The 11880-nt window shown below is 64.6% G+C and carries 13 protein-coding genes; 7 read left to right on the forward strand and 6 right to left on the reverse strand.

Translation table 11 applies throughout. The features are described from left to right. Positions 1-454: 454 nt before the first annotated feature. Positions 455-724 carry an acyl-CoA-binding protein gene (locus tag ACZCWR_RS09690; RefSeq protein WP_487300555.1) on the reverse strand — a complete coding sequence of 90 codons (270 nt, stop codon included), beginning with the start codon at positions 722-724 and terminating at the stop codon, positions 455-457. A gap of 159 nt (positions 725-883) precedes the next feature. Here ACZCWR_RS09690 and tsaB point away from each other — a divergent pair, with 159 nt between their 5' ends. From tsaB to ACZCWR_RS09710, 4 genes are read left to right on the forward strand one after another with little or no spacing between them, the layout of a single operon-like run. Further along, positions 884-1693, forward strand: a complete 810-nt coding sequence (tsaB, locus tag ACZCWR_RS09695; protein WP_487300556.1) for a tRNA (adenosine(37)-N6)-threonylcarbamoyltransferase complex dimerization subunit type 1 TsaB — start codon at positions 884-886, stop codon at positions 1691-1693. Then, complete coding sequence (gene rimI, locus ACZCWR_RS09700) at positions 1690-2184, forward strand: ribosomal protein S18-alanine N-acetyltransferase (RefSeq protein WP_487300557.1); 495 nt, start codon at positions 1690-1692, stop codon at positions 2182-2184. Before tsaB ends, rimI begins: the two co-directional genes overlap by 4 nt. Further along, positions 2171-3046 carry a uracil-DNA glycosylase gene (locus ACZCWR_RS09705; RefSeq protein WP_487300558.1) on the forward strand — a complete coding sequence of 292 codons (876 nt, stop codon included), beginning with the start codon at positions 2171-2173 and terminating at the stop codon, positions 3044-3046. Before rimI ends, ACZCWR_RS09705 begins: the two co-directional genes overlap by 14 nt. After that, positions 3043-4008 (forward strand): DUF1853 family protein, encoded by a 966-nt coding sequence (locus tag ACZCWR_RS09710; protein WP_487300559.1) that lies wholly within the window; start codon positions 3043-3045, stop codon positions 4006-4008. Before ACZCWR_RS09705 ends, ACZCWR_RS09710 begins: the two co-directional genes overlap by 4 nt. On the opposite strand, the gene thiD is transcribed toward ACZCWR_RS09710, so the two are convergent. The 4 genes from thiD to lplT are packed head-to-tail and all read right to left on the reverse strand — an operon-like array spanning position 3995 to position 7632. Next, positions 3995-4807: a bifunctional hydroxymethylpyrimidine kinase/phosphomethylpyrimidine kinase gene (gene thiD / locus ACZCWR_RS09715; protein WP_487300560.1), complete on the reverse strand. Its 813-nt coding sequence runs from the start codon at positions 4805-4807 to the stop codon at positions 3995-3997. The genes ACZCWR_RS09710 and thiD overlap by 14 nt on opposite strands. Positions 4808-4815: 8 nt before the next feature. Beyond that, the gene (gene thiE / locus ACZCWR_RS09720) at positions 4816-5466 is read right to left on the reverse strand and encodes a thiamine phosphate synthase (protein ID WP_487300561.1); all 651 of its coding nucleotides are present in this window, start codon (positions 5464-5466) and stop codon (positions 4816-4818) included. An 8-nt stretch (positions 5467-5474) separates the two neighbouring features. Beyond that, positions 5475-6284 carry a hydroxyethylthiazole kinase gene (gene thiM / locus ACZCWR_RS09725; RefSeq protein ID WP_487300562.1) on the reverse strand — a complete coding sequence of 270 codons (810 nt, stop codon included), beginning with the start codon at positions 6282-6284 and terminating at the stop codon, positions 5475-5477. Between the two features lie 40 nt (positions 6285-6324). Continuing rightward, positions 6325-7632, reverse strand: coding sequence for a lysophospholipid transporter LplT (gene lplT / locus ACZCWR_RS09730; RefSeq protein ID WP_487300563.1), 1308 nt, complete (start codon positions 7630-7632; stop codon positions 6325-6327). Positions 7633-7907: 275 nt separating this feature from the next. Between lplT and alr the strand changes: the two genes are divergently transcribed. The 3 genes from alr to ACZCWR_RS09745 all read left to right on the forward strand — a co-directional run bounded on the left by alr (position 7908) and on the right by ACZCWR_RS09745 (position 10856). Then, positions 7908-8978 (forward strand): alanine racemase, encoded by a 1071-nt coding sequence (gene alr, locus ACZCWR_RS09735; RefSeq protein ID WP_487300564.1) that lies wholly within the window; start codon positions 7908-7910, stop codon positions 8976-8978. A 52-nt stretch (positions 8979-9030) separates the two neighbouring features. After that, positions 9031-10419 (forward strand): DNA repair protein RadA, encoded by a 1389-nt coding sequence (gene radA / locus ACZCWR_RS09740; protein WP_487300565.1) that lies wholly within the window; start codon positions 9031-9033, stop codon positions 10417-10419. 167 nt (positions 10420-10586) lie between these two features. After that, positions 10587-10856: a DUF2866 domain-containing protein gene (locus ACZCWR_RS09745; protein ID WP_487300566.1), complete on the forward strand. Its 270-nt coding sequence runs from the start codon at positions 10587-10589 to the stop codon at positions 10854-10856. Here ACZCWR_RS09745 and ACZCWR_RS09750 read toward each other — a convergent pair. After that, positions 10853-11869, reverse strand: coding sequence for a CaiB/BaiF CoA transferase family protein (locus ACZCWR_RS09750; protein WP_487300567.1), 1017 nt, complete (start codon positions 11867-11869; stop codon positions 10853-10855). The two genes, ACZCWR_RS09745 and ACZCWR_RS09750, sit on opposite strands and share 4 nt — an antisense overlap. Positions 11870-11880: the final 11 nt, after the last annotated feature.

The following is an 11880-nucleotide window of genomic DNA, read 5'->3' on the forward strand; positions in this document are numbered from 1 at the left end:
ACGGGAAATAAGGCGTCGGCGCCAATCGGCATGCCCATGTCGTTGGAATCAGCGAGCGAAGAAGCAGCGTGCGGATCGAAAAACGGGGGCGACTCGCTCGAACGTGCGGCGAGTATCTTGTATTAGAAGCTGTATCGGATACGACAGGCCCGCCGACCGGTGAGGTCGTCAAGCGCTGACGTCAGCCTGATGCATGATGGGCCGAAACAAACAGATCACGGCCTAGCAGGGAGGGGACAGTTTCTAAACTGGATTGGAGCAAAACGCTACGAAGCGTCTGGCGTGGCCTGGATGAACCGCACTGGGCGACTAAATTCAGGTTCCGTCCGACGCAAACCAAGATAATACCGGAAATTGCTGCGCCGCGCCACATTCTGATGCAAACTCCGCGCCATCTTCGGGCAAAAAGCGGCGCGGACGGGGCATGACGGTTTTTTAAGCGTCGAACAAGGCTTTAACCCGCCTCGCCGCGTTTCAGCGATTCGACCAGTTCCACATAACGCTGCTTCGCGTCGTCTTCAGGCGTGCCTTTGAGCGCGGCCCATGCATCGTATTTATATTTGCCGACGATATCCGCGAAACCGGGTTTGTCGCCGCTCACGTCGCCCGCGCTGCCTTGCTTGAACAGCGCGTAAAGGCGCAGCAAGGTGAGATTGCCCGGACGTTCGGGCAATTCGGTCACATCGGTCTGAGCCTGGGCAAAACGCTGTGCGATATCGGTCATGCGAACACTCCTGCGTGTTATCGAGATAAGGACGAACGATGTTAGCAAGCCATTCGCGCACGCTCGTCGAGGTTTTCTTCGAATTGCGTTTGCGTATCGAGACGGCGCGCATCGCTCATCGACGTCGAACGGCGCGAGTCCCGCATTACAATACGGGCCATGACACGCACCGTTTTGCTCGCCCTCGATACATCGACTGAGTTCTGCTCCGTCGCGCTTTTGCTCGCCGGTTCGGCAGCGCCCGCGCCATCCGCCGTTGCGCCGCCTTACGAAGCGGGCGACGTGCGCGTCTGGTTTCGCCATGAAGCCACCGGATCGGTTTCAAGCACACGGCTCCTGCCGATGGTCCGCGAACTCTTCGATGAAGCGGGCCTCGCGCTCGCGGACTGCGGCGCCATCGCGTTCGGCGCGGGGCCGGGTTCGTTCACCGGCCTTCGCACGGCAACCGGCGTGGCACAAGGACTGGCATTCGGCCTGAATGTGCCGGTGGTGGCGGTCAGCACGCTGCTAGCCTGCGCCGAAGCCGCGCGTCTGAACGATGCCGCGTTACCGCCGCGCGTGCTCGTCGCGCTCGATGCGCGCATGGACGAGGTCTACTGGGCCGCCTACGAACACGATCCCGCCGATGCCGCGAGCCACTGGCGCACGCTGCATCCCGCCTCGCTCGATGCCCCCGCCGCGCTGCCATTGCCCGAAGCACCGTTCGCACTGGCCGGCAACGCCGCCGACGCATTCGGCGAGCGTTTGCCAGCGCTCGCGGCGGCGGCTCACGTCGATCGTCGCGCGTTACCGCACGCGTTGCCCGTGGCGTTGCTCGGCCTGCGCGGTTGGCAAGCGGGTCACGCGGTCGCGGCCGAACTCGCCGCGCCGGAATACGTGCGCGACAAGGTCGCCCAAACCACCGCCGAACGCATGGCCGCAGCCGCACAAAAGCAGAAAACCAACGCCAGCGAGGAGACGCTTCGGTGAGCGGCGTGTTGCTCGCGGATCGGTATCTCACGCCGATGACCGAAGCCGATCTCGACGAAGTCGCCTTCGTCGAAAAGCTCGCCTACGAATTCCCCTGGAGCCGCGGCAATTTTCAGGATTCGCTGCGCAACGGTTACTACGGCGTGTGCCTGCGTCATGTCACGGGCACGCTGCTGGGCTATTGCGTGCTGATGCCCGTCGTCGATGAAATGCATCTGCTGAATCTGGCGGTCGCGCCCGCCGCGCAGGGTGCGGGCGCGGGGCTGACGCTCTTGCGCGAGGCGGTGCGCATCGCGCGGGCGGAAAAGCTCGAAGGCGTGCTGCTCGAAGTGCGGCCATCCAATCCGCGCGCCGTGGCGCTGTATGAGCGCTTCGGCTTCGCGGCCATCGGACGTCGCAAGAACTATTACCCCGCGCGGCATCGCACGCGTGAGGACGCAATCGTCATGCGTCTGTCGTTTTCGAAGGAGAGTGCGCATGGCGCTCGATGAATCGTTCATGGAAGAACTGGGATACGGTCCGATGTGGCGGCTGCGGGGCGTTGAACCTGTGGCGTCGGTCGAAGCGCCGGAAGTGCAGGCGCCTGCCTTGACGCCGCCGCCTGAGCAATTTGCCGAACCCGTCGTGCCGGTCGAAGCGCCGGAAGTTCAGCCGCCGCCTCAACAATTCATCGAAGCCGACGACGATCTGCCCTGGACCGACGACGCGCCCGTCCTCGCCGAATCCATCGACGCGCTTCCCGACGACATCCACACGCTCGACTGGCCCGCACTCGAAGCACGCGTCACCGGATGCGAACGCTGCCGCCTGTGCGAGCGCCGCACCAACACGGTCTTCGGCGTCGGCGACCGCGAGGCGGACTGGATGCTCATCGGCGAAGCGCCCGGCGAGAACGAAGACAAGCAGGGCGAACCGTTCGTCGGACAGGCGGGCAAGCTGCTCGACAACATGCTGCGCGCGGTGTCGCTGTCGCGCGAGTCGAACGTGTACATCGCCAATGTCATCAAATGCCGGCCGCCCGGCAACCGCAATCCCGAAGTCGATGAAGTTGCGCGCTGCGAGCCGTTCCTGCAACGGCAAGTCGAACTGGTGAAGCCGAAGGTGATCGTCGCGCTCGGGCGCTTCGCGGCGCAAAGCCTGCTGAAGTCGGAAGCCAGCATCGCCTCGATGCGCGGCCGCGTGCATGAGTATCGCGGCGTGCCGGTGGTCGTCACGTATCACCCGGCGTATTTGCTGCGCAGTCTTCCGGACAAGGCGAAGGCGTGGGCCGATCTGTGTCTCGCGCGCGGCGCTTATCGCGACGCGCTGGATAAACTTGGCGTCGAGCCATCGGGGCAGGATTCGGCACGATGACCGGCCTCGCACGGATCGTCGAACGCTTCCAAGACGCGACCGTGCGAGACCTGGCCTGGCTGCTGTTCACGCCCGATCTGCTGTGCGCGGCGAACGTGGGCGCGGCACTCGCCGAGCGCTTCGACGACGACGCCACGCTCGACTGGCTTCTCACGCTCGACGCGCATCCCGAACCGCTTCACGCGCACGCGCGCAACCCAAAACACACACGCCTCGGCAAATATGCCGAAAGCCTGCTCGAATTCTTCCTCGCGCACGGTCCGACGCTGCGCCTGATCGCCGCGAACGTGCCGCTGCGGCAAGGGCGGCGCACCATCGGCGAATGCGATTTTCTGCTCGAAGATGCAAGCGGCGCGCGTCTGCATTGGGAACTGGCGGTCAAGTTCTATCTGCATATCGGCGATGGCGTCACGAACGTCGCACGCCTGTCCGACTACGTTGGGCCGAATCTGCAGGATCGCTTCGATCTGAAGGTCACGCGGCTGCTCACGCATCAACTCGGGCTGACCATGCGTCCGGAATTCGCCGCGCTGGGATTGGCCGGACCGTGGAAACCGCAGGCCTACATCAAAGGCCGGCTGTTCTATCACGGCGATGACACCACGCCCGCGCCGGAACTCGGCGCACAGCATTTGCGCGGCTGGTGGCTGACGGCATCCGAGTGGAACGCGTCGCACGATTCGACGACGCAAGACCGCGCGTGGATCGTGCAGCCGCGCATGGCGTGGCTGGCATCGCGCAGGCTTCCGGCAAGCGAAGCTGCCTCGTTGCACGCAGACACACAGGCGATCCACACCCGCCTGCAATCGATGACGACGCCAACGATGGTCGCCGTCTACGCGCCCGAAGAAAGCAATGACGCGTGGTTCGAGGAATCGCGCGGTTTCATCGTGCCGGACGACTGGCCGGAGCGTGCGCGGGCCTTCGCAGCGACGGCGTTATCGCGCGTCACCACCACCTGAAAAAGTGATGCACCGGGCCGACACCGTGCCCGACTTCGAGCCGCGCGCTGGCTTCGATCGCGCCGGTGAGATAGCGCTTGGCCTCGGCCGTCGCGCTCGCCAGATCGCCGGTTTGCGGAATCAACGCCGCAATCGCCGATGACAACGTGCAACCCGTGCCGTGCGTGTTTTTCAACGGCACGCGCGCGCCGCCGAGCCGCACCGCGCCGCTTTCCTCGATGAGCCAGTCCGGACTATCCGACGACGCCAGATGTCCGCCCTTCATCAGCACCGCGCGCGCGCCGAACGCACGCAGCGCTTCGCCCTGACGCACCATTTCGTCTTCATTGGCGGCGCTCGTCGTGTCCAGCAATGCCGCCGCTTCCGGCAGATTGGGCGTGACGAGGCTCGCCAAAGGCAGCAATTCGTCGCGCAAAGCCGCTACGGCATCCGGCGCGAGCAGGGCGTGATTGCTTTTGGAAATGATCACCGTGTCGAGCACGATATGCGTCGGGCGATGCCGCCGCAACGCATCCGCGACCGCGCGCACGATGCCCGCGTTCGCCAGCATGCCGATCTTCACGGCATCGATACGAATGTCGTCGAACACGGCGTCGAGCTGCGCGGTGATGAATGCCGGCTCCGGCGCGTGAACCGCCGTCACGCCGCGCGTGTTCTGCGCCGTGAGCGCGGTGATGACGCTCGCGCCATACGCGCCGAGCGCCGAGAATGCCTTGAGATCGGCCTGAATGCCCGCGCCGCCGCCCGAATCGGAACCGGCGATGGTGAGGACGTTGGGAATGCGTGGGGTCGATGCCATGGATGAACTCAGGTGCGTGATTGCGCGATGGTCGCGGCCAGCGCCGCCGCCGCGTCACGCGGATTCGCGGCCTTGCAGATCGCGGAGACGACCGCCAGTCCTGCCGGTTGCGCGCGCATCACGTCGGTCGCGTTGTGCAGTTGGATGCCGCCGATGGCAACCGTCGGCAGCGCGGCGCGCTTGCAAATGGCCGCGATGCCGTCGATGCCGCAGGGCGCGGACGCATCGGTTTTGGTGGGCGTGGCGTAGACCGGACCTGCGCCGAGATAGTCGATGAGGCCATTGTCGAGCCGCTTCGCTGCGTCGGTCTCGTCGAGATTGGAAACCGACAGGCCGATCAATGCATCGTCGCCCAAAAGACGGCGCGCATGCTCGACAGGCAGATCGCGCTGACCGAGATGCACGCCGTCCGCGCCGACCGCCAGCGCGACATCGACATGATCGTTGATGACGAAAGGCACGCCATGTTCGCGCGCAATCGGCACGAGCGCGTGCGCCAGTTCGAACCACGCGCGCTTGTGCCACTCGGGCGCGCGCAATTGCATGAGCGTCACGCCGCCTTCGAGCGCGGCGCGCGCCACGGCAAGCGCGGCATCGTGACCGCCGCACTGCACGGGATCGAGGACGAGATAAAGCGAGAGGTCGAATGAATCGCGCATGGCCGGTCTCACGCGATCTCGCGCTGCACGAGCGTCTTGTCGAAGGACATTTCATCGACCGAAGCCAGCCGGTCCAGATACGCGACCGCAAAGCTGCCGGGCAGGGCGGCGTCGCGCGCGGCGAGTTCTCCGGCGATGGTCGAATACGCGATGGCCGCGACCGTCGCGTTCCAGTATTCCTCGCGCGATGCCGCCGTGCCGACGAACGCCGCGACGGTTGCCGACAGCGCGCAGCCGACGCCGGTCACGCGCGTCATCAGCGGCGAGCCGTTCGACAGCGCGATCACGCGGCGGCCATCGGTCACGTAATCGATTGCGCCGGTGACCGCGACGACCGCCTGCGTCTTCAGCGCGAGCACTTGCGCGGCGTCGAGTGCGGCATCGGTGGCGGCGGTGCTATCGACGCCGCGACCGCTCGCAGCACCGCCCGACAGGCTGATGATCTCCGACGCGTTGCCGCGAATCACGGCAGGTTTCGCATCGAGCAGATCGAGCGCGAAGCCGGTGCGAAACGACAGCGGACCGACCGCGACCGGATCGAGAATCCACGGCTTGTTCGCGGCGTTGGCGGCATCGACGGCGGCGCGGATCGCGCGCGTCTGCGGCAGGTCGAGCGTGCCGAGATTCACCGACAGCGCATTGGCCATCGGCGCGAATTCGGCCACTTCCTCGCGCGCGACGACCATCGCCGGTGCGGCGCCGATGGCGAGCAGCACATTGGCCGTGAAATTGGTGACGACGAGATTCGTCAGGCAATGGACGAGCGGCGCGCGTTCGCGCACGCGCGTGACAAAGGAATAGAGTTCGGCGCAGAGCATGATCGAAAGAGAGTAGCCGATCGGCGGGAACAGCGCCGCTTCAGTGCCGCGCTTCGCCGATGAGCGAGACGGAATCGAACGCGCGCTGATTCGCCTGATGGCGGCGCATGACGAAGTACATCATCAGGCACACGAACGAACCGAACAGGACGATGACGAACTGAATGGGGACATCGAGCCAGACGAGGACCGCGTACAGGCACAGCATGACGAGCACGGAAAGATTTTCGTTGAAGTTCTGCACCGCGATGGAATGCCCGGCCGACAACAGCACGTGTCCGCGATGCTGAAGCAGCGCGTTCATCGGCACCACGAAAAATCCCGACAGGCCGCCCACGATCATGAGGAACAGATACGCGACCAGCAGATAGCCGGGGAAATGCATCCTGCCGAAGTAGATGCCCCAATGCGCGGGAAACAGATGCCGCGTGTAGAACGCCATGATCATGACGGCCAGCCCCATCACGATGCCGACCGGCAACACGCTCAGCGAGCGCTTGAGCGGCACGCGCGCCGCCGCGAGGATCGCGCCCACCGCCACGCCGACCGCGATCACGGCCTGCAGGATGGCCGCTTGCGAGAGCGTCATGCCGAGCGAGACTTCGGCCCACTTCAGCACGATGAATTGCAGCGTCGCGCCCGCGCCCCAGAACAACGTGGTCACGGCGAGCGAAATCTGGCCGAGCTTGTCACGCCACAGCGCGAGAAAGCAATCCGCGAAATCGGTAATGAGCTTGACCGGCCGCGTTTCCTGCTTCGGATAGCGTGCGCCGGTATCGGGAATGCGCAGGTTGAAGACGGCGGCGACCACGTACATCGCCATGATGACGAGCATGGCGGCCTCCGCGGGCGTGTTCACGCGCGGAATGTGATACGAGAGCAGATGCGAGGCGACCTGCGGACTGATGAGCGCGCCGCCCATCACCGTGCCCAGGATGATCGAACCGACCGTGGTGCCTTCGATCCACCCGTTGGCCGCGACCAGCCGGTCCGGCGGCAGCAGCTCGGTGAGAATGCCGTACTTGGCCGGCGAATACGCCGCCGCGCCAAACCCCACGATGCCGTAAGCCAGCAGCGGATGCGCGCCGAACAGCATGGTGATGCAGCCGACCACCTTGATGGAATTGGTCACGAACATCACGCGACCCTTGGGCCGGGAATCCGCGAAGGCGCCGACGAACGCGGCCAGAATGACATAGGACAGCACGAAGAACAGCTTGAGCAGCGGCGTCATCCAGTTCGGCGCGTGGAGATCCTTCAGCAGTGCGATGGCAGCGATCAGTAGTGCGTTATCGGCCAGCGATGAGAAAAACTGCGCGGCCATGATGGTGTAAAAACCTTTTTTCATCTGATCCGAAGCTTTCCTCACTGCGGGTGATCCGTCCCGGACGCGGGGCGTGCCGCCCGCCTTACATCCGGGCTTATGCCGTTCGAAATGGGTTGTGCGCACGGCTTTATAACACGAAAATAGGCGCATTCTGACTAGCAGTAATCTCGATCGCGTATGGAAACACACGATCGTGCGCCGAATTCTCCATAAGAGATTGATTCACAAGGCGTCTTGCAGCCGGGCATATGCCGCCCGCCACAGGTACGCCAGAACCGCACTTCCACCAGACACTCATGCCGCGCCCCCTTTCAGCAACCATTCATACGGCCGCACTGGCCAATAACCTCGCCGTCGCGCGCAAATACGCGCCGAAGTCCAAGATCTGGGCCGTCGTCAAGGCCAATGCGTATGGCCACGGACTGGCGCGGACGTTCCCCGGCTTGCGCGCAACGGACGGCTTCGGGCTTCTGGACCTCGAAGAAGCCGCGAAGTTGCGTGAATTGGGCTGGGCGGGGCCAATTCTTCTGCTCGAAGGCTTTTTTCGGCCGACCGACATCGACGTGATCGACCGTTACAGCCTGACCACGGCCGTTCATTGCGACGAGCAATTGCGCATGCTGGAAATGGCGCGGCTCTCGAAGCCGGTCAATATCCAACTGAAGATGAACAGCGGCATGAATCGCCTGGGCTACACGCCGGAGCGCTACCGGGCGGCGTGGGAGCGGGCGCGCGCGATTCAGGGCATCGGGCAGATCACGCTCATGACGCACTTTTCCGATGCGGATGGCCCGCGCGGCATCACGCATCAGATCGAAGCGTTCGAGCGCGGCGCGGAAGGCATCTCGGGGGCGCGCAGCCTGTCGAACTCGGCGGGCGTGCTGTGGCATCCGGACGCGCATTTCGACTGGGTGCGGCCGGGCATCATTCTGTATGGGGCGTCGCCTTCGGGCGTGACGGCGGATATCGCGAATACCGGATTGCAACCCGCGATGACGCTGAACTCCGAGATCATCGCCGTGCAGACGGTGGAGGCGGGGCACAGCATCGGCTACGGCTCGGCCTATACGGCGGACAAGCCGATGCGCATCGGCGTGGTGGCGTGCGGTTATGCGGACGGATACCCGCGTATCGCGCCGGAAGGCACGCCCGTGATCGTCGATGGCGTGCCCACGCGCCTCGTCGGCCGCGTGTCGATGGACATGCTCACGGTCGATCTCACGCCGTGCGCGGGCGCGGGCATCGGCACGCGCGTCGAGTTGTGGGGCACGCGTTTGCCGATCGACGACGTGGCGCGCTCGTGCGGCACCATCGGCTATGAGCTGATGTGCGCCATCGCGCAGCGTGTGCCGGTGCGGGCGGAATAAGGCGTCGCCGCAAAGAACAGCATCAAGACGAACTCGAACAGCAAGGCAATCAGTGGCGAAAGTAGCGAAGGCAAAGACGCTTTACGTATGTAGCGAATGTGGCGCGCAGTCGCCGAAATGGACCGGTCAGTGCGCCGCGTGCCATGCATGGAACACGTTGACGGAATCAGTGGCGGAAACGCCGTCCACGCACCGCTTTCAGGCACTGGCGAAAGGTTCCGCCGTGCAACGGCTCGCGGATATCGAAGCGTCGGACGTGCCGCGCTTCACGACAGGCGTCGGAGAATTCGACCGCGTACTCGGCGGCGGGCTGGTGCCGGGCGGCGTGGTGTTGATTGGTGGCGATCCGGGCATCGGGAAATCGACGCTGCTGCTGCAGTCGCTTGCGGAAATCGCGCGCGAGCGGCCCGCGCTGTATGTGAGCGGCGAGGAATCCGGCGCGCAGATCGCGTTGCGCGCGGCGCGGCTCGGACTGATCGGCGGCGCGGCGGGCGGGGCGGCGGATCTCGCGCTGCTGGCCGAAATCCAGCTCGAAAAGATTCAGGCGACCATCGACGAGCAGCGGCCCGAAGTCGCGGTCATCGACTCCATTCAGACGATCTATTCGGAAGCGCTGACTTCCGCGCCGGGTTCGGTCGCGCAGGTTCGCGAGTGCGCGGCGCAACTCACGCGCATCGCCAAGCAGACGGGCACGTCGATCATCATGGTCGGGCACGTGACGAAGGAAGGCAGTCTTGCCGGGCCGCGCGTGCTCGAACATATCGTGGACACGGTGCTTTACTTCGAGGGCGATACGCACTCGTCGTTCCGGCTCGTGCGCGCGTTCAAGAACCGCTTCGGGGCGGTCAACGAACTCGGCGTGTTCGCGATGACGGAGAAGGGTTTGCGCGGCGTGGCCAATCCTTCGGCGCTGTTTCTCTCGCAGCATGAGCAGAGCGTGGCGGGCTCGTGCGTGCTTGTGACGCAGGAAGGCTCGCGCCCGTTGCTCGTGGAAGTGCAGGCGCTGGTCGATACCGCGCATGTGCCGAATCCGCGCCGGCTGGCGGTTGGGCTCGAACAGAACCGGCTTGCGCTGCTGCTGGCGGTGCTGCATCGGCATGCGGGCATCGCGTGTTTCGATCAGGATGTGTTTCTCAACGCGGTCGGCGGCGTGAAGATCACGGAACCGGCGGCGGACCTCGCGGTGCTGCTCGCGATCCATTCGTCCATGCGCAACAAGCCGCTGCCCAAAGGCCTCATCACGTTCGGCGAAGTCGGGCTGGCGGGCGAAATCCGGCCATCGCCGCGCGGTCAGGACCGGCTGAAGGAAGCGGCCAAGCTCGGCTTTTCCATCGCGCTGATTCCGAAGGCGAACGCGCCGAAGCAAGCCATCGACGGCTTGAAGGTGGTGGCCGTGGACCGGATCGAGGAGGCGATCGATCGCGTCCGGGATCTTGAATGATCGCGGAAGATTTCCTCTGTTCTCCGTAACGGCTCGTAAAAAAGCGGTCGGAATGTGTAACCCAATTAAGTATTGGTTTTCTTATCCTTTCAGTGCAAAGGAACCCCTCCGCGTTGGCGTGCTCTGAGAACAAGCCAGTGAACCGGAAGGATCGAGAGGACCACGCTTTGAAACACATCAAAACCAGCAGGCCCAAGGCCGCATTCCAGTTACGCGGATGCCGCGTGTCCGCGCCCCTGCAACAGCCGTGGGGCAACGGATGCCGGATCGTCGAATGGATCGATGGCGAAGGACAGATTTCGCGTCGTGTGGTGGCGGCGGATGTCACGGAGGCGGAAGTCGTCGCGACCATCCGGCGTCATATCGTCGGGCGCAAGCATGTGCTCGTCGATGACGAAAACCAGCCGCGTCAAACCCTGCCGCGCCGTTCGGCCTAGCGCGTGAACAGCGGATGCGCTGCCGCTTCGGCTGGCGTGAGTACCGGCGCGACGCAGCAGTCGATCGGTTCGAGCAGCGCGATCCATTCATTGCGCGTGCGTTCGCGGAAGCACGCGGCGAGTTGGGCCGACAACTGCGCCGCATCCTCGCCGCCTATGCCTTGTCCAAGGCTCCAATGTCGCGTCGCCCATTCCGGACGACCCAACGCGCCACACAGGTTTTGCCAGAACTTCAGTTCCAACGCGCCCACCGCGATAAACCGGTCATCCTTCGTGCGATACACGTCATAGCACGGCGCGCCGCCATTCAGCAGTCCTGCGCCCGCGGGCGTGCTCGCGTGATCGTCGTTGGCGAGCGCGATATGCGCCATCACGTTGTGCGCGTGGAGCGCGTGCGTCATCGAGACATTCAGACAGCGGCCTTCGCCGCCGCGCGCCACTTGCCAGAGCGCGGCCAGCATCTCCATCACGGCGGACAACGCGCCGCCAAGCAAATCCGCGAGCTGAAAATTCGGCGCGATGGGCGTGCCGTCGCGCGCCGCGAGTTGATCGAGCACGCCGGAATAGGCGGCGTAATTCAGATCGTGACCGGCTTTCTGCGCGAACGGACCGTCCGCGCCGTAACCCGTGATCGCGCAATAAACGAGCTTGGGATTCGCGGCGCGAAGGACGTCGTAGCCCACGCCGAGACGCGCCATCACCGAAGGGCGGAAGCTCTCAACGAGCACATCCGCGTCGCGCGCGAGGTCGATCAACTGTGCGCGGCCTGCGTCGGTCTTGAGGTCGAGCGTGAGCGTTCGCTTGCCACGATTGACGATCCGATAAAACGCGCTCGGCGTGCCACTGGCTCTATCCGCTTCGCTTTGAAGCAGAACGCGCGCGTAATCGCCATCGCCGGGCGCTTCGATCTTGAGCACGTCCGCGCCCAGTTCCGCGAGCCGCAGCGTGGCGATGGGACCGGGCAACAGCCGCGTCAGATCGAGCACGCGCAGGCCGGTGAGGGAAGGCGTCACGTGTTGCGTCT

The organism is Caballeronia sp. A2-2 (genome assembly GCF_057612605.2).